Consider the following 17,017-nt stretch of genomic DNA (forward strand, 5'->3'; position numbering starts at 1 on the left):
AGTGCACAGACCACATAGCTTCCACCAACACTGCCTTCTCAGGCCGTGACACCCTCACTGCGTTCAGAACCCGCCGCCAGAAGCAGAATATCGTCAATATTCCAGATCGGGCTCCTGTGGGATGACTGAATTCTACAAAATGACCCGAAATTGCCTCAAGTGTGAGAAATCCGCGTCGACGCCGTAATCGGCACGGTAGGCTTCAATAAACGCGATCATTTGCGAAACGAGATGGGGTGGACGGCCTCCCTGCGGCATCAATGTGCCATGATGGAGGTTCACTGACCATCAGGAGGAGACCGCCCGTATGAAAGCTAGCATAATTGGCCTTGATATTGCCAAATCCGTTTTTCAGGCTCATGGAGCTGACGCAAATGGAAAGTGCGTTTTCAAGCGCAAGCTTGGTCGCAGTGAAATTTCAGCATTTTTTGCAAAACTTGACCCATGTGAAGTTGTTCTGGAAGCCTGCGGGTCAGCGCATTACTGGGCACGGGTGATCAGCAGGATTGGTCATGATGTCAGACTGGTTCCTCCTGATCGGGTCAAATCATTTGTCAAAAAAGGCAAGAAAAACGACGCTGTTGATGCGGCTGCGATCTGCATGGCGGCGACTCATCCTGATACGATGTGTGTTCCGATCAAGAGCGAAGAGCAGCAAGGCGTGTTGTCACTGCATTCTACCCGCGCTCTTCTGGTCAAACAGCAGACCATGCTGAGTAATGCGTTACGGGCTCTTGCTTCCGAGTTCGGGCTGATAGCCCCTCTGGGCACACGCCATCTGCCAGAACTGATGGCAAAAATAGAGACATCAGCCGACCTGCCGGCTACCATGAAGCAGAGTGCCATGTTGTTATTTGAGCATTACGAAAAGGTCGCTCAGAGCATTGATGCTTTGGAAGTGCATATCCGGGCGCGTGCAAAAAGCGATGAGGATGCGCGTCGGCTGATGACCATCCCTGGGGTCGGTCCCATAACGGCTTCTCTGATTGTCGCCTCGGTCGCGGATATTGGCTCCTTCGCCTCTGCGCGCCATTTTGCCGCCTGGCTTGGGCTTGTGCCTCGTCAGCATTCTACCGGCGGTAAAACCCGTCTGGGAAGGATTACCAAAACGGGCAACCGGCAGATAAGAACGTTGCTGGTTCTTGGTGCGACGGCCATGCTTCATCGTGCCCATAAGTGGGATAGCGCTGCGGGTCAGTGGCTATGCGAACTCATGGCGCGTCGTCCAAGGCGTCTGGCAACAGTTGCACTTGCCAATAAAATGGCTCGTATCATCTGGGCGTTGTTGTCACGTAAAGAGATCTATCGTCCGGCTGGTGTCAGTGTTTCAGCAGGCTGACCTGCACCAGCAGAACGATGGACACCGGAGCTTGCTCCGGTAAATCCGGCAGTATGTATGAACCGACGTGATGGGAAGACTGTCATTCAGCAACAGTTCAGGCCATACCGTTCGACCGTCTGTGCCCCTGAGCACGCGATACGAGATTGGTGCCTGACACGTGAGCGCACACCCATGATGGCCAGCGCATAAAGTCGCATAAACAGGCCGGACATAAGAGCGCATCTGACCGGGTCTTCACGTTAAATCGGTATGCATCATCCGCCAGTAGAATAATACGTTTTGGAAATTGCATGGGAAAGACAATGTGAAGCATTGCCTTTGAACGGCCGTCCACATAGGCGGTCGAGCTCCGCCTGAGCAAAATAAGCCGAGGCCTTCTTCAGGATCTCATTGGCCTGACGCAGTTCGCGGACCTCACGCTCCAATGCCTTGATCCGTGCCGTCTCGGCAGTAGTCCGCCCCGGTTGCGCCCCAGCGTCCCGTCGGGCCTGCTTCCACCAGTCGTGCAGGCTGTCGCCCGAGCAGCCAAGCTTGCCACCAATCTCGCGACAGGCCGCCGATAGGCTCGGGTAATCTGATCGATGCTCGTCCAAAAGGCGCACAGCGCGCTCACGGAACTCAGGCGAATAACGTGATGTCTTCTTTTTCTCTGCCATAGGGATCATTCTCCGAGAGTTTTACTCTCCGGTAAACCCGGGGCAGTTCATTGCCCGTCGAGCACAATGCGGATCTTATCTTCCGCGGAATACCGCGGCCGCGTCGCACGGCGGATATCGCGGAGCAATCGCTCCCCAGAAATCCTCCGTTATCCAATCCAACATTTTCGTCCCATAGATCCTGACGGCGAACACATGATTATGCCCTCGCGGAGACCATTAACGGACTTTATAAAACCGCACTCATCTATCGGCAGGGTCTATGGCAAACAAGGAAGCTATCGAGCTGGCAACGCTTAAATGGGTCGACTGGTTCAATAATCGGCGGCTCCTGTCCTCCATTGGAAACATCCCGCCAGCAGAAGCTCGTCTTTTATGCACAACAGAAATCACATGCATTAGCCGCTTGGTTCAGATAAAATAATGTCTCTACAAAACCCTGGGCAACTCATCCTCATTACAGTTTTCCTGATCAGAAGATTGCAGGCCATTCATGCACTACCCCTTCCTCGTCACTGATCCGCGCTCCGGCCTGCAATACCGCCTGACCGATACCGGTCTTGCCGAATTGTCCCTTGCCCCTATTTCTGCCGAATGGGCGCCCGGGCGTGCCATTGCCGAGGTACCTGACCCTGTCTGGGCCGAAAGTCTTGCCAATGCGCCTGTCGAGACGATCTCGGCGGTGACCGCCGCTCTGACGGATCTTATGCTGGCCACGCCGGATATGAAGGTGCCGAACGTTGATCACCTGCCAGACAGCCGCGCCAAGCGGCATCTCTTGGCGCTGGTCGCGTTGTGGCAAAGGTTGGGGGATGCGCTGCCAGAGGGGCTGGCACCGATCCCTCATGTGCTGGCCTTACCGCATGGGTCGTTTCTGGGCTCGTTGCCGGTGGTTGAAGGTTCGCTGGATCCTCTAGCTCCTGCGGCGCTGCAGGCGCTTTTTGCCCGGTTGCGGGACGAGTTCGGCACTGTTCCCGCAAGCGCCTATACGCCCCGGGCCGCAATCGGCAGCCGCCTGCACGCGCTGCAGGGCGGTGTTTCAGCGCAGGATATCGAGGCCGGGGTTCTGGATGACAGCCTCGCGTTCTATGGTTTGCGCGATCCCGCCGCCTGCGCCGATTTCGCCGCCGCCCAAGCCCGGGCGCTGATTGAATCCGGCGTTTCGGCCCGTGAAATCGCCGTGCTGTCGGGCGATGATCTGCGCCAGATCGCGCGCGCTTTCTCAGCCCAGGGAGTGCCGCTCTCGGGCCTTGCGGGCCAATTACCCGAGCGAGATGTCATTGGCGAGACCGCGCTACATCTGGCGCTGGCCAAGCGACCGCCAACTCCGGCTATGGTCTTGGCAAGCCTCGCGCTTTCTCCCTTGATGCCTTGGGCGGCACAGACCGGGCGCGATCTTGCCGAAAGCCTCATGGGTGGCGATTTCCGAGGCGCCATCCTCACGGACACGCCCGCACATAAGGAACTGTGGGACGATATCCGCGCCTCGGCCGGCAGCTTGCCGCAGCTGCGTTTCCTGCTGGACCGGATCTGCGAGCGGATCGGAAAAGGCGATCAGGTCCGCGCGCGGCTGACTGTCCCCCCCGGCGAAGGCACGCCGGATTGGGAGATAATCCTGCGTGGCATTCAGATCGCGCCGCCCATGGTTGCGGACCCCGACCGCAATCTTGAAGGCGTCAGCCTTTGGTCCGCGCATGAAAGCCCGTGGCGCCCATGCCGCCATCTGATCGTCAGCGATTTCACCGACGGGCTTTACCCGACTCGCCCGCGTGCCAATCCGCTGTTTCTTGATAGCGAGATCGCTGCGATACACGCGGGAACCGGTGTTCACCTTCGCGGTCGGGCCGAGGGGCTGGCGCAAAGCCTCGCGTTACTTGATCAACAGCTTCAGGCGGTTTCCGGCAGCGTCACCTTCCTCATCCCATGGCGCGATCTGGCGGGCGGGCGCTTGCAACTTTCGGCCGGGTTGTCGCTGGTGGCGCGGGCGGTGGCGGGCGTTGAGGATGCCAGCGATCTGATCACCGATCTGTCGCGTCAGAGCCCCGCGGAATGGCCGATTGCGTATCACCATCTGATGCCGGTGCCGGAACCCGCGGAATTGCCTGTGGAGCTTGCGTTCCCGGGGCATGACCTTCTGTCCCTTCGTCGGCGCGATGACGGCACCTCCAAACCGCAATCGCCCTCGCGGCTCGAGACGCTGCTTGTCAGCCCGCTCGCCTGGCTTCTAGCCGAAGTCGGGGCCGAGGATATGTCTTGGTCGACCGAAGAACTCGACGTGATGGCAAGGGGCAATATCGCCCATGATGTCTTTGAGCATGTCTTCCTGAAGGATCAGCCGTTCCCGGAAACCGAGGCGCTGGCCGAACTGATCCCCGAGGCCTATGACCGTGCGCTCACCCGTCACGCGGGCTATCTGCGCAGCCCGTCATGGGAGATGGAGCGCCGCGGTTTGGAGCGTGAGATCATGGCGGCGGCCCTGCGCTGGCGCGACCACTTGCTGGCGCTCAATGCCAAGATCATCGGCAATGAAATCTGGCTGGCCGGTGAGGCGCGTGGCATCAATCTGCATGGCAAGGCCGACGCGATCCTTGAGCTGCCTGATGGTGCGCTCTTGATCATTGATCACAAGAAAAGCGGCACCAAGGGCCGACGGCAGCGGATGGAGGCAGGCTGGGATCTGCAGGCAGGGCTTTACGCCGATATGATAGCGCAGCCCATGCGGCGCGAGGGTGACGGCATGGACCCGCTGATCGGACGCAAGGTGGCGGTGGCCTATCACCTGATGAATGATGGCGGACTGTTGACTTCGGGTCTCGCCTTGCCCGAGGGTTCGCCCGCCCGCGACATGGGCGATGCGGTGAACGCCGCGGCGGTAGCCAAGCTGGCGGAACGCTTGGCCGAACTTGATGCAGGCCGGGTCGTGCTGAACACCTCTGAGGATGCGGCCTTCTTCAAGAAAGAAGCCGGCTTCACCCCCTATGCGCTGACCGATGGCTCGGCCCTGGTCACCGCCTTCATCCGTACACTCGAGGAGGAATGACCATGGCTCCCGTCAATGCAGATCAAGGTCTGGTCATCGTTCCCGCGGGTGCCGGCGCGGGCAAGACCCACCGCATCAAGACCCAGCTGTCCGATTGGGTGAAACGCGGCATTGTTCGGCCCGAACGTATCCTTGCCGTCACCTTTACCGAGGCCGCGGCTGGCGAGTTGCGCGAAAGGATCCGTGCCGGCCTTCTGGCCGATGGACTGGTCGCCGAGGCGATGGCGGTCGAGCGCGCCTATGTCTCGACCATACATGGGCTGGGCCTGCGGCTTTTGACCGAACATGCTCTGGCGGCTGGTGCCTCGCCGCAGCCGCGCCATCTGGGCGATGCCGAGCGGGATATGCTGATCCGTCAGGCACTGGCACATGCCAAGGCGCTGGACCCGATCAAGGCCGCGCCCGAGCGGTTCGGTTACGCCCCGAACTTCGTAAAGGGCGAGACGGTCGAAGACAGTTTGCGCGCCCGGGTGCTATCGATAATCGACCTCTTACGCAGCCTTGGGGACAAGGGGCGTGACGCTGGCCTGATCGCTCCGGCACTGACGCGGCTGGATGCGGTTTACGGGCCGGTTCTGGACGACCCTATCGCCGCGACCACCGCGTTGCAGACGGCCGTGCAGGTTATGATCGCAGCCTTTCCCGAGGGCGGCATGGCCGGGATCACCGCCAAAACCAATGTCGAGAAGCTGGAGAAAAACCTCGCGCTTTTCAAACGTGTTGATCGCGCGCCCGATCTTCTGGATCGGGATTGGCAGGTCTGGAACGATCTGCGCAGCCTGTTCATCTCTAACCGCTCCAGCAAGACGCCTGCGGGATATGACGACCTTGCCACGGCGATCATGGCGGCGGCGGATGTGCTGCCTTGCCATCCCGGCCCGCTGGCCGATGCTAAGCTGCACCTGTCCTGCCTGATCGCCTGCGCGCAAGAGGTGATGGCGGCCTATGAGACCCGCAAGAAGGCGCTCGGCCTGATCGACTTTGCTGATATGATCACCGGGGCTGAGCACCTGCTCCGCACCGACCTTGCCGTGCGGCAAGCGGTGCTGGACGAGATCGACTGCGTCATTATCGACGAATTCCAGGATACCAACCCCGTGCAATTCGCGCTTTTGTGGCAACTGGGCCAGCGCGCGCCGCGCACACTGCTGGTGGGCGATGTCAAACAGTCGATCATGGGATTTCAGGGCGCCGATCCGCGCCTGTCGACAGCGCTGGCAGCGGCAAACTTGGATGCCATCCAGCCTTTGGACCGCAACTGGCGATCGACGCCCGCAGTGATGCAATTCGTCAATGCGATGGGCGCGGGGCTGTTCGGCGATGGCTATAACCCGCTGGCGCCGACCCGCGATGCGGTTGCCGGCCCAGCGATTGAAGTGCTGAAGGCAGTCAAGTCGCGCAGCGTGCGCACAGCGTCAAAGCCGCAGGAGCATATCGCCGAGCGTATCGCCCGGATTCTGACGGATGGGGATACGATTACCGATCGCCACAGCAAGGCCGCTCGCCCGGCGCGGCCCTCGGATATCGCGCTCTTGGTCTGTCGGCACACCACCGCCGCCCGCTATGCCGAGGAATTGCGCGCGCGCGGCGTTCCTGTGCGGATCGCCGAGGATGGCTGGGCGAAAAGCCCGGTGATTGTTGCCGCCCGCGCCGCGCTGGCCTTTGCCGCAAATCCGGCGGATATCCATGCTGGACTGCTCTTGCGCACGCTTGGCCCGGACCCGCTGCCCTTGCAGGAGGCGCTATCCGCCCAGATCGAAGGGCGGTTGGTAGATGACCCGGTGCTGATGCGGCTGGCCGCGCTCTCGGACATTCTGTCCCGCTTGCCTATGGGGGCGGGGCTTGATCTGGTGCTGCATGCCGCCGACCTGCGTCTCTGGGCCGAACGTCAGCCCGATGCCGCCCAGTCCCGCGCCGATCTTCTGCGGCTAGAGGCTGAGGCGGGTGAGTTCGAAGCCGCGCATCGCGATCTCAAATCCGCCTCGGGGTTCCACGGCGAGACTGCCAAGGTCTTTCTCGGCTGGCTCGACGCCCGTGGGGGCGAGCGTGATTTCGACCGTCATCCCGATCCTTCCGCCAACAGCGCCGAGGCGGTGGAGATCGTCACCTGGCACGCCTCCAAAGGGCGGGAATGGCCGATTACTGTTGTGGCCGAGTTCGACTATGGCATCGAGGAACGTGCGGACTCCACTGCGACCCGTTTCGATGCCCTGGATTGCATCGACGATATGGCGGTGGTGCTGGGGTCCGCGAGCCTGATCCACTCGCCCGGCTTTGCCGCGCCCGAGGCGACCCGCCGTTTCATCGAAGACCGCCGCGCCGATTTTGAAGCCAATGCGAAAAACCTTCTCTATGTCGCCCTGACCCGTGCCCGTGACCGGCTCCTGTTGGAATGGCCAGGGTTTCTGAAGGACCGCGAAGAAGACGCGCCCGAGGCTAAGAACCTGTTTCATATTCTGTTAGATACCTGCGCGCCGCAGATCGGTGTGGGTAGCCTGCGCATCAATGGCGTGGATTGCCCGGCGCTGATCACGCAACTGCCTGAAGAGGCGGGATTTACCGAATACGCAGGCGGTGCGGTAGCCTCAGCGCTACGCTTCGGTGCCGCTGCGCCGTTACCGGTGACACCGCTGACGCCCTGGCGGCTACAGCCCTCGCAAACCCGCAGCGCGGGGGTGCCGCCCGTGTCCCGCCGTATCGACATCGGAGCACCCTGGCCCAAGGTACTGAACGATGCCTACCGCGGCACAGCACTGCATCTGGCGCTGCGCACATACCTGACCCGGCCCGATCTGGCCCCTGCTTTGGCTCTCGCGACCGGGCTTGAAGACGTCACTCTTGCGCTGGTGGCCGAGCGCGCCACGGCGCTGAAAGCCTGGCTTGCCGATCAGGGCTATACGGATCTGCGCGCAGAGATCCCGGTGCTTGGCCACACGCCCGAGGGTGCAGAGATCCCCGGCACTCTCGACCTTCTCGCCATCGGCCCGGTAGGCGCGATGCTGATCGATCATAAATCCGGCGGCGGTGGTGAGGGGTTTGGCCACTATTGGCCACAGCTTTCCAGATATGCCGGACTGTTGGCCGGACTATACCCGCAGCATCCGCTGCAGGGCGTGGCGGTGTTTTGGGTCGATCACGGATGGCTGGAACTGGCAGATAGGGGCGCGTCAGCGGGAGCTTTTGCACAGGCCGGAGTTAACTGATGCCCTAGGTGTTTAGTCCCGGGATTTGATGGGTTGGATTGATGATGAATTTTTTAGGCTCTAAATTCCACACCAGACATTCCGCTCCCCCTAAACAGTCTGTCTGCTCAACGAATGGCAGCGGATAGGCTGTGGTCGCCTCATTTTTGTCATTCAATGCCCGGTTAAGCTTCTCGAATAGCGGACTATTTTCGGTTTTTCTTGACGTAAGGAGCCTGAGCAGTCAGCGGTGAGGTCATGGATACCATCAGCCTTCTTGCTCTACTCCTGACGCTCTCGGCAGGCTTCAGCATTCTCAACCACCATACGTTGCGTGTTCCTGTCACGATCGGCGTTCTGGTCTTCTCATTGCTGACCTCGCTTCTGGTCATGATCCTGAACCCTCTGATCCCGGCCTATGACCTTCAGGCTCTCCCACGGTCTGTACTCGGCGCGATCAATCTGCCTGCGGCACTTCTGAACGGTGCCCTGTCGCTGCTGCTTTTTGCGGGAGCCATGCAGGTGGATGTCGGGCATCTGCGAGCAAAGCTGATGTCTGTGACCGCTCTCTCCATTCTGGGAACCGTTCTGGCCGTGGCGTTTCTGGCGGTCGCGGCGTGGTGTGTTTTCCCGCTGCTGGGCCATGCCGTTCCCTTTACATGGTGCATCGTGCTCGGCGCTATCCTCGCTCCGACAGACCCGGTTTCGGTCGTGGGAATGCTGAAACGTCTGGGACTGCCAGGACCGCTACAGGCCGTCTTTGCGGGCGAGAGCCTGTTCAATGACGGCGTGGGCGTCGTCATTTTCGGTGTGACGATCGGGCTGGCGACTGGAGACAGTCAAGGGGTGGGCGCTTCTGAGATTGCCATGAGCTTCTGCCGCGAAGCGCTCGGTGGTGGTCTTCTTGGAGCGATAACCGGGTGGATTGCTCTTCGTGTGCTCAAGGGACAGCGTGACCCGCATATTGATCTGCTGACCTCGCTGGCTCTGGCGACCGGAACCTTCAGCATCGCCAATCAGCTGGGGATGTCCGGAGCGATTGCCGTCGTCGTGGCCGGACTATGTTTCGGAACCAGTTACAGCCATTCCGTTTTCGATGAAGTATCCCGCAAGGAACTCGACATTGCATGGACGCTGATTGACGAAGTGCTGAACGTGCTCCTGTTCATGCTCATCGGCTTTGAAATACTGGAGATCACGCCGCATCTGTTCACGGTTCTGGCGACGCTTGCCGTGATCCCGCTGTCCATTGCCGTGCGGGCATTGAGTGTGCTGTTCTCCACCCTGCCGGTTCATCTCCGGCAGTGGGAGCGGGGCCGTGTCCTCGGCATCCTGACATGGGGCGGCCTGCGTGGCGGCATCTCGGTTTCTCTGGCGCTTGGCCTACCACCCGGAGACCTGCGCGACCTGCTACTGCCTGTTTGCTATGGTGTCGTGGTGTTCACCATCATCGTGCAGGGTCTGACCATGGAGCGGGTCGCCCGCAGGCTCTATCCGTCAATCGCTTCCCGGTCGCAATAATGCCCTCCTCCCTTCTCCCGGTCTCGATTTCCGCCCGGCGGGTTCTCATTCTCGGGCTTGTCGCAGGCTATGTGGATGCCCTGAGTTTCGTCGATCTGAGCGGTGTCTTTGCCGGCGCGATGACCGGCAATACCACGCATATGGGCGCCTCGTTTATCAGTGGGAACTGGCAGCACGGCCTGCTTCTGATGGGTGTGCTGGGCGTATTTTTTCTTGCCGCCATCCTGTCCGGCCTGATGCGGCTGTTATGGTCGCCAGCTTGCGGGGTCATGGTCATGACGATCTTCATGGTTCTGGCGCAGGCGGTTCAGGGATCGTCCCTGCGTTACTGGGGAGAATTTCTCGTGCTTCCGGCGCTGCTGGCTGTTCAGGGCGAAACGATCGCGAAATTCTCCGGCACGCCCATGCCCACGATCGTCGTGACGACAAACCTGTTAAAAGCCGCATCGGGAATTGCGGAATGGATGGCGTCATGGATTGCGCCGGACAGGAACATTCGCCCTATCGCAGGAAGCATTTTTCTGCCGCTACTTTCGTGGGGGGCTTTTCTGGCAGGCGTGATGGCCGCCGCTACGGGGCTGGCCCTGCACGGTAGTTTTCCGTTCCTCTGGCCCGTCCCTTTCCTTGTCTTTCTATACCGGGATATCTGGAAAACGGAGCGTTCCGGGCAGGACGATAATTGAACACCCTGTCTGACAGGTCAGGATCAGACGCAGGACGTAACGCGTTTATGATGCGAATCTGCCTCTCGGTCAGGTCAGATTTTCATGCCTGACAGCCGACATTCAGCTTCCCCCCTCAAAGCGGCTGCCTTTCGGACAGTCCAGCAGAGACACTTCATGCCGCTCACAACCTCCCGATGTCCCGACAGATCTGCAACAACGCGGCCATCCTCTGCTGCAGCACGGCGCCGAGCACCATCACTCCCTCCAGCAGCCTCGCGCCCTCGCTGTCAGCCTTCAGGCTTTCCAGCCGCCCGCGCAGCAGGGCATGCTCGATCTCGATCAGACGCAGCACATCGTGCAGTCCGGCATGGAGGTCCTCAAGACCGGGGGCGTGTGCGGGCGGAGGCAGGAGCGGATCTTCCGGCATGATAATCCCTTCGACAGAACGCCGTTTCTGTGCGAGGATCTGACCATGATGAGTGACGGGCCCCGCAACATTACGATTCACACAACTACGCTTTACCGCCTTACATATCAAGCGGAAAACCGTATAATATCCTCATTTTGTGATGAGGACAGAACACGTGGCCCGCAAACGCAGACAGAAGCGCACGCTCATGGATGAACAAATCCGCCTGATGCGCGAGCGTGGCGAGCGTCTCCGTGAAGCCGCCCAGAGCATCGGCATCACCCACGCCGCAAAAGCGGCTGGCGTCCCCTACACGACCCTGCGGGACTACATGAACGGCGGAGAAATGAAGTTCTCCGCCATCTCCTCACTGGCCCGCGTCTGTGGCGTCTCCCTGGACTGGCTGGCCTTTGGCAACGGTGCCGGCCCCGGAACCGACAGTCCGGACGGAACAGCCAGCACTCCCCGACAGATCGTCATTCCTTGGCACGACAATCACGAGGACGGCCTGCGGATCGGACGCGACTGGCTGCAGAGCGCCATCCCCCGCGACCTCGCGGCCCTCTGCCTGATGACCAGCGAGGGTGATGCGATGGAGCCCACACTGGCCTCGGGCGATCTGGTGATCGTCGACCGCAGCGTGACGACCGTCACGGCCAGCGCCCTCTATGCGCTGGAAAGCAGCGGCACGGTGATGATCCGTCGCCTCGATCCCCGTCTGGGTGGCGGCGTGCGGGTCATAGCCGACAACCACCGCTACCCGCCACAGGATATCGAAGAAAACAAACTGGACTGCTTCCGGCTTCTGGGCGAAGTTGTGTGGACCGGTGGCGTGCCCAGACCGTGAGGGTCTGGCTTTAAACGACCGGCGAAAAGCCAATCGTCATAAAATACGATATTTCGTATTGACGGCAGACGATATCTCGTAAATTATCCCTCCCATCAGGCACGCAGGGCCAGCGCTTTCCGCCCTTCTGCCATCGGGAGGTCATGATGGTGTCTCTGTCAGTTTTCGATCGCATACCCTGTCGGATCGCGTCGTTCAGCGTGTTTTCTGTCCGTTATGGCGCAGGAGCCTCCTGACATGCTGCTTCTGACAGCCCTTGTCTTCGTCGTTGTGGTGGGCGGGATCATCCTGCTGGTGTACCTGAATAAAATCTGCGACTGGCTCGTCACGAGTGATGTCCTCTCTCCGAGCCTCATCATGCTCTGCACCTATCTGGCGTGCATGTTTCTGTTCCACCGTCATGACTGACCGGGAGAGCACGATGCCCCTCAATGACACCATTCTGCAGGCCGGTGAGAGCGACGTCGATAAAAAGGCTGCCCGCCTTGCCGCCTATGAAGAAGAATATGGCGCGGAAGAAGCGGCAAACCGCAAGGAACTTCGTGACATGACGTTGTTCTGTGCCTGTGTCTGCGTCATCTGCGGGATCGTCATATCGATCCCCTTTCATCCGGTCATCGTGTTCTGTTTCGGGCTTGCCGCGTGGGTCTATCCCCGCAGGCCGATGCTGGAAAAATGCAGGACCGCAGAAGAACGGCGGAAGTTCTACGGGCTCGATTGAACAGGTCCGGATCAGAAACCACTTTTACTGACGAAATCAAATAAATCCATCTGAATACAATCGGAAAGACAGAAGAATATCCGACTGTCTCCAATATCAGGTCTTTGCGTCATCATCTCACAAAAAAGGAAAATACCTCCATGTCCTCACGCTCGCTCAAAATGCTCGGCGGTGCTGTTTCCCTGACAGCCATGATCCTGCTGTCCGGCTGCGCATCGGAAGGCAACGAAAGCCTCAAGAACGAAACAGTGACCTCCATCGACCAGAAGATTCAGGATGGCGTCACGACCAAGGCCCAGATCCGGGCCCTGTTCGGTGATCCCCGTGAAAGCTCGTTTACCGACAGCGGCCATGAACAATGGCGCTATTCCTTCACCAACGCCTCATCGGATGCTGCGAACTTCATTCCGCTGTATGGCGATCTCCATCAGGGCACACACGGCACCGAGAAAACCCTGACCGTTCTCTTTAACGGTGACGTCGTCTGGCATCACACGATGAATGCCTCGGCGGTCAAAACCGGAAGCGGCGTCTTCTGAGCCCCCATCCGGCATCCCGGATGCCGGATGATATCTGCTTCCCCCATGAAACGGACTCCCTTCATGAAACCTTTCCTGTCCCTATCCCTGTTCTCCGCCCTGTCGCTGCTCACTGTTTCTGCTCACGCTCAGGCGGTCAGTCAGAGCGACAGACAGATGATTGTGCAGGCCCACTGGCTCAACGCAGAGCAGGCCCGACCGGCCACAGCCTCGGATACTGCCACCCTGAAGGCCGTGCCTGACCTCACGAAAACAGCCGGACAGTATCACGATCTGTGCGGGACACGCATGACACCCAAAATCCTGCCTCTTGATGTCGGCGTTACTCTTGGTACCCTCACGGCAGTCATCGAAGAGGATCCGGCCTGCTTCGGGGGGGATGGCGCCCGTTACACCCTGCTCGACAGAACGCATCATGTCGTATGGCAGAACTCTGCTGCCGCCATTGCCATTCTGGAAAGCCGTCATGACGGGGTTCACGATCTGAGTTTCGGTGGACCGGGTCCAAAGACGCCTGTATGGAACTGGTCGGCAGCCAGTCACGCCTATCAGTTACACGTCGTCATCGACACCGAATAAAAAGAACCCGCCATGAACAGGAATGACATCGATTTTGAAGGGATCAAGGCCCGGTTGGGTCTGTTCTGGGAGACCCCCGATGAGCTTGTTCTGGCTGCGCTGGGCAGCACCGTTCTGGCGGGGTTTCTGTCCTGTGCGTACCGTCATGTCGAACGCGGCATGAATTCGGTTCAGCACGCCGGCTTCAGCGGGTTTCATATTCTGGGGATCATACTCTGGCTGACCATCGCCTGTTTTGGTGCATCGTGGCTGAGCCGGAAACGTGCCTCCTTCAATATCCCCCGTCTTTACTGTGACCGCGCGTCGTGGGGCATGGCGCTGTTCTGTCTCGTCAAGATCTACGTTTTTCTGCAATCATCTCAGACAGAGACAAGCAGCTTTCTTTTTGCGTTCTCGACCTTCCATCTCTATTTCACGCCCGGTTCCGGCATTCTGTTTCTCCTTGCCGCTCCCGTCCTGCTGTGGCGTGCAACCCGGATCGAAAAGGCACAGGAGGCTGACAGACAGCCCGACGAGAGAGAGCCTGAACTGCTGCCGCCATATGATGACAAAAACGACTGAGCGGAAACCAGCCTCCCGTTGAGGAGGCTGGTCCGATCCGTTCATTCAACTGCGCGTCTGTTTTCCAGAAGGCGCAGAATACTGATGACGCCATTCAGTTCCGGCACGTCTTCCGCCAGCCTGTCGCGATAGGCCACAAGCAGCGGAAGAATGACGGAAGAGACGATGTTTTCGAAATCCTCATGATCGATACTATTCGGGCGCGCCATAAGAGTTATCCCTTGTTTATGGCTTGACACCAGGGTTCCTCATCAGGGATTGCTGACTTACAATCCTTAAAGAATCTCCTTGGGAATGAAGGGACATGCCCTCATCGCCAGTAACCCCAAGTACCAGTCAGTTCTTTCTGACTCTAGTACTCGCGCGTGCGCCCGCGCAGGGGTAGTTGCCGCCCCTGTTCAGCACCGCGCGCTGACGTTCTCCTGCCTGATGTGCGACGTTCCCTCCGGTTACAGACACGCTGCGCGACAGCTGCTTCGATGGCTTCCATGCAGATGGCCTCCAGCCAGTCCGGGTGCGCCATCATGTCGAGCCAGATCACGCGGAGGAGCGGACGGCCCGGCTGACTGAACCAGTCCTGCTTCGCCGCCAGACGGTCCAGAGAGGCTTCCTCGACATCCGCCCGGCAGATCCGGTCGGAGCCCAGCATGCCCATCACCTTGATGCAGAGCAGAGGGATCTCCCCATCAGGCGCACAGAGACCGAAATCGCTGCGCAGATACCGCCCTTCTTCCAGCAAGGGATGGCAGCATAGGTTCAGTTCATCGGGAACCATCTGCACGAGGGTCTCCCAGACAATCCGTTCGGGTGCGGAATCCAGTGTCGTGCCATCGGACGCCTGCTGTCCTGATCGGGGCAACTCCGGATAATGCCGGGCGAGCGCTTCAAGCATCCGCCGCCAGTCGCCGAGGCTTTCGCCCAGCTGGTCCAGATGCCGGGCTTCGGAGCCGCAATAACGCATCATGTTCGAGACCGGCGGTGCGCCCAGCCGCTCGGTGAGTTTGGCCATGAACTGCAGGTCCTCGTCTGTCGCATCCCACGGCGAGAGACGACGGGTGTGCCGAAGACGGCGGATGGCGCGGGACACGCCGTGTGAGCCTGTATGGTGGCGCGAGGTCTGATAACGCATGATGAAAATCCTGTAGGTCATCACCGGACAGGAAAAGTCCTGTCCGGTGAAAAGCTGATAAGAAAACGTGATGGAGAGATGATCCGGCGCTTACGCCGAAGCGGCGCTGTCCATGACCTCCTGTAGCGTCTCGCCAAAATCTTCGAGGAGATCACCGAGCAGCAGCACATGGCCTTCCAGCGGGCGGCCAAAGGGCAGCGTGTCGTCGGGACCGTCATCGCGGGCGACACACAGGGCCGGCAGCAGCACGTCGTGCATCTGCAGCCAGACATCAATCAGCCGGTCGAGGCCAGTGCGGGGCAGAGAGAAATGTTCGGCAGACATAGGGGATAATCCTTGTTCCTGCCTGCCCTGCAGACGCGGATCGACACCGGCACGCTCTGAAGCGTCCGGTGACCGAAAAAGCCGTCTGGGGCAGACCATGAAAAAACAGATGTGGGGATAGAAAGAAAAAGCGTTCAGTAGTCCCGAAAGGACAGATCGAACGGCAGCAGGTCATCCTCTTCAGGACATTCGAGCACACCGAGATGTTCCAGGCCGGCCTGCAGGCTGTAGCCGGGCGCGCACGCCGTGCTGAACCAGTGCGGGTCCACAGCCAGACCGTTGATGACAGGGGCAGCCTCCACCGCTGTGGAGGCCGACAGGCAGATCAGGTTCGACGGATTGATCTGCCGGCTCAGGGCGTCGAACAGCATCAGATCCCTTTGCGGATCCGTCAGTCCCAGCAGGTCTTCAGGTGCGAGACCCGCCAGCCGCCCGCTGGACGCGGCATGCACGATCAGACTCATCGGGGTATGGAACATCAGATGTGGCCAGAGTTCCCGGGCCGCGCGATGCAGGCACAGGCCCGGCAGGGTCAGAGCGGGATCGTCATCCGCGAGAAAGCGCCGCAGGAAATGGTAGTTGAAGACGGCGATGGCGTTTGGTGCGTCCATGCCCTCTTCGGCGAAGACCAGCGGTTCATCGAAGCATAGCCGTCCGCTGGCATCGTAATGTAGCTGCATCGTGCGGACGTAATCCCACACAGTAGAAACTGTGAGAGGGGTCCACAGCACGTTCTGCACCACGACCACGAAGCGGCTACCCTCGGTAAAGCCGGTCATGGGTCTGGCCGGCCACCAGTTGAGCAGACGCAGGCGAAGGGACGTGAGTTGCCCCACGCCGTCAGAGCCCAATGCACTGACCGGCGAGGCAGGAGAGAAAAAGGAAGACGAAATCCGTGTCATGAAACCTGTCCTGAAAGACGAGGAAGGACACGGCGGGAGCACACAGGCCCAAACGCCACGTCCTTCTCTCTGGGAACGAAGGGACCAGTCCCTTCATCGACAGCCATCAGGACCGATGATGTCGCCCTGTCCGACCGTCTTCTCTCAGAACGCGTCTCCCGGTTTCGAGGATGCAGACTTTGGCAGGGCCAAAGTCGCGCCGTCAGGCGCGCATCCGGCGACGTTCGAAGGATCACACAAAAAATGGCGTATAACAGCCGTTTTTCGGCGTTTTGCGTGCGCCCTGCGCACCAAAATGCGGTATCGTGCCTTAAATCCCTTGCGGGGATAGATTTGACCCGTTTTGGAGTTTTTGTGGTGCATGTGTTCGTCGATCATGCCGCAAACAGGTCTTAGAAACGGTCTGTAGGCCGGTCGGGCAGGAATCCGGGGGTCTTTATGCGGGCGGGTTTTCAGGCCGGCCTGTGCGGCCTTTGTAGAGGGTTTTCGGGCGGCAATGACCGTGGTTTTGTGCAGTTGGGTAACGATCAGGGGCGGATCGTTAGGTTTTCTGCGGTTTTTGGTTTGTTTTGCGGGGACAAGTGATTCAGGCACCGTTTT

17 protein-coding genes and 2 pseudogenes are annotated in these 17,017 nt (G+C 59.7%); 12 read left to right on the forward strand and 7 right to left on the reverse strand.

The features are described from left to right. Nucleotides 1-307 precede the first annotated feature (307 nt). Nucleotides 308-1,339 carry an IS110 family RNA-guided transposase gene (locus AD928_RS02550; RefSeq protein WP_006560347.1) on the forward strand — a complete coding sequence of 344 codons (1,032 nt, stop codon included), beginning with the start codon at nucleotides 308-310 and terminating at the stop codon, nucleotides 1,337-1,339. A 339-nt stretch (nucleotides 1,340-1,678) separates the two neighbouring features. Here AD928_RS02550 and AD928_RS02555 read toward each other — a convergent pair. Next, nucleotides 1,679-1,998 (reverse strand): annotated as a pseudogene (locus tag AD928_RS02555) (transposase); the annotation flags it as partial. Between the two features lie 191 nt (nucleotides 1,999-2,189). Here AD928_RS02555 and AD928_RS14365 point away from each other — a divergent pair. The 5 genes and pseudogenes from AD928_RS14365 to AD928_RS02575 form a co-directional block, all read left to right on the forward strand. Next, nucleotides 2,190-2,417 (forward strand): annotated as a pseudogene (locus AD928_RS14365) (integrase core domain-containing protein); the annotation flags it as partial. A 74-nt stretch (nucleotides 2,418-2,491) separates the two neighbouring features. After that, nucleotides 2,492-5,038 carry a PD-(D/E)XK nuclease family protein gene (locus tag AD928_RS02560; protein WP_062248020.1) on the forward strand — a complete coding sequence of 849 codons (2,547 nt, stop codon included), beginning with the start codon at nucleotides 2,492-2,494 and terminating at the stop codon, nucleotides 5,036-5,038. A gap of 2 nt (nucleotides 5,039-5,040) precedes the next feature. After that, nucleotides 5,041-8,241 (forward strand): UvrD-helicase domain-containing protein, encoded by a 3,201-nt coding sequence (locus tag AD928_RS02565; protein WP_209436645.1) that lies wholly within the window; start codon nucleotides 5,041-5,043, stop codon nucleotides 8,239-8,241. Nucleotides 8,242-8,478: 237 nt separating this feature from the next. Further along, nucleotides 8,479-9,741: a cation:proton antiporter gene (locus tag AD928_RS02570; protein ID WP_062248025.1), complete on the forward strand. Its 1,263-nt coding sequence runs from the start codon at nucleotides 8,479-8,481 to the stop codon at nucleotides 9,739-9,741. Then, a complete protein-coding gene (locus AD928_RS02575) occupies nucleotides 9,741-10,424 on the forward strand; it encodes a YoaK family protein (RefSeq protein WP_062248028.1) in 684 nt (227 codons plus the stop codon). The genes AD928_RS02570 and AD928_RS02575 overlap by 1 nt, the downstream gene beginning before the upstream one ends. A 163-nt stretch (nucleotides 10,425-10,587) precedes the next feature. On the opposite strand, the gene AD928_RS02580 is transcribed toward AD928_RS02575, so the two are convergent. Then, entirely contained in the window at nucleotides 10,588-10,914 is a 327-nt protein-coding gene (locus AD928_RS02580) for a hypothetical protein (protein ID WP_233419907.1), read from the reverse strand. Between the two features lie 109 nt (nucleotides 10,915-11,023). On the opposite strand from AD928_RS02580, the gene AD928_RS02585 reads away from it, so the two are divergent. The 6 genes from AD928_RS02585 (at nucleotide 11,024) to AD928_RS02605 (ending at nucleotide 14,062) form a co-directional block, all read left to right on the forward strand. Beyond that, nucleotides 11,024-11,662: a LexA family transcriptional regulator gene (locus AD928_RS02585; RefSeq protein WP_209436646.1), complete on the forward strand. Its 639-nt coding sequence runs from the start codon at nucleotides 11,024-11,026 to the stop codon at nucleotides 11,660-11,662. Between the two features lie 237 nt (nucleotides 11,663-11,899). Then, a complete protein-coding gene (locus tag AD928_RS14930) occupies nucleotides 11,900-12,070 on the forward strand; it encodes a hypothetical protein (RefSeq protein ID WP_167347340.1) in 171 nt (56 codons plus the stop codon). Between the two features lie 13 nt (nucleotides 12,071-12,083). Then, nucleotides 12,084-12,383, forward strand: a complete 300-nt coding sequence (locus tag AD928_RS02590) for a hypothetical protein (RefSeq protein WP_062248035.1) — start codon at nucleotides 12,084-12,086, stop codon at nucleotides 12,381-12,383. A 140-nt stretch (nucleotides 12,384-12,523) separates the two neighbouring features. Further along, nucleotides 12,524-12,922: an outer membrane protein assembly factor BamE gene (locus AD928_RS02595; RefSeq protein ID WP_061498296.1), complete on the forward strand. Its 399-nt coding sequence runs from the start codon at nucleotides 12,524-12,526 to the stop codon at nucleotides 12,920-12,922. 63 nt (nucleotides 12,923-12,985) lie between these two features. Continuing rightward, nucleotides 12,986-13,501 (forward strand): hypothetical protein, encoded by a 516-nt coding sequence (locus tag AD928_RS02600; protein WP_062248037.1) that lies wholly within the window; start codon nucleotides 12,986-12,988, stop codon nucleotides 13,499-13,501. 12 nt (nucleotides 13,502-13,513) lie between these two features. Beyond that, nucleotides 13,514-14,062, forward strand: coding sequence for a hypothetical protein (locus AD928_RS02605; RefSeq protein WP_062248039.1), 549 nt, complete (start codon nucleotides 13,514-13,516; stop codon nucleotides 14,060-14,062). Nucleotides 14,063-14,103: 41 nt separating this feature from the next. Here the strand turns inward: AD928_RS02605 and AD928_RS14715 are convergent, their stop codons facing one another. From AD928_RS14715 to AD928_RS14935, 5 genes are all read right to left on the reverse strand, one after another. Next, nucleotides 14,104-14,271 carry a hypothetical protein gene (locus AD928_RS14715; RefSeq protein WP_156470072.1) on the reverse strand — a complete coding sequence of 56 codons (168 nt, stop codon included), beginning with the start codon at nucleotides 14,269-14,271 and terminating at the stop codon, nucleotides 14,104-14,106. 143 nt (nucleotides 14,272-14,414) lie between these two features. Beyond that, the gene (locus AD928_RS02610; RefSeq protein WP_233419908.1) at nucleotides 14,415-15,191 is read right to left on the reverse strand and encodes a hypothetical protein; all 777 of its coding nucleotides are present in this window, start codon (nucleotides 15,189-15,191) and stop codon (nucleotides 14,415-14,417) included. A 90-nt stretch (nucleotides 15,192-15,281) separates the two neighbouring features. Next, nucleotides 15,282-15,515, reverse strand: coding sequence for a hypothetical protein (locus AD928_RS02615; RefSeq protein ID WP_062248043.1), 234 nt, complete (start codon nucleotides 15,513-15,515; stop codon nucleotides 15,282-15,284). A gap of 134 nt (nucleotides 15,516-15,649) precedes the next feature. Continuing rightward, nucleotides 15,650-16,417 carry a hypothetical protein gene (locus AD928_RS02620; RefSeq protein ID WP_062248045.1) on the reverse strand — a complete coding sequence of 256 codons (768 nt, stop codon included), beginning with the start codon at nucleotides 16,415-16,417 and terminating at the stop codon, nucleotides 15,650-15,652. Between the two features lie 144 nt (nucleotides 16,418-16,561). Beyond that, nucleotides 16,562-17,017, reverse strand: a 456-nt coding sequence (locus AD928_RS14935) for a hypothetical protein (protein ID WP_167347341.1), incomplete at its 5' end; no start/stop codon positions are given.

Source organism: Acetobacter cerevisiae, assembly GCF_001580535.1.
GTDB classification, from domain to species: Bacteria; Pseudomonadota; Alphaproteobacteria; order Acetobacterales; family Acetobacteraceae; genus Acetobacter; species Acetobacter cerevisiae.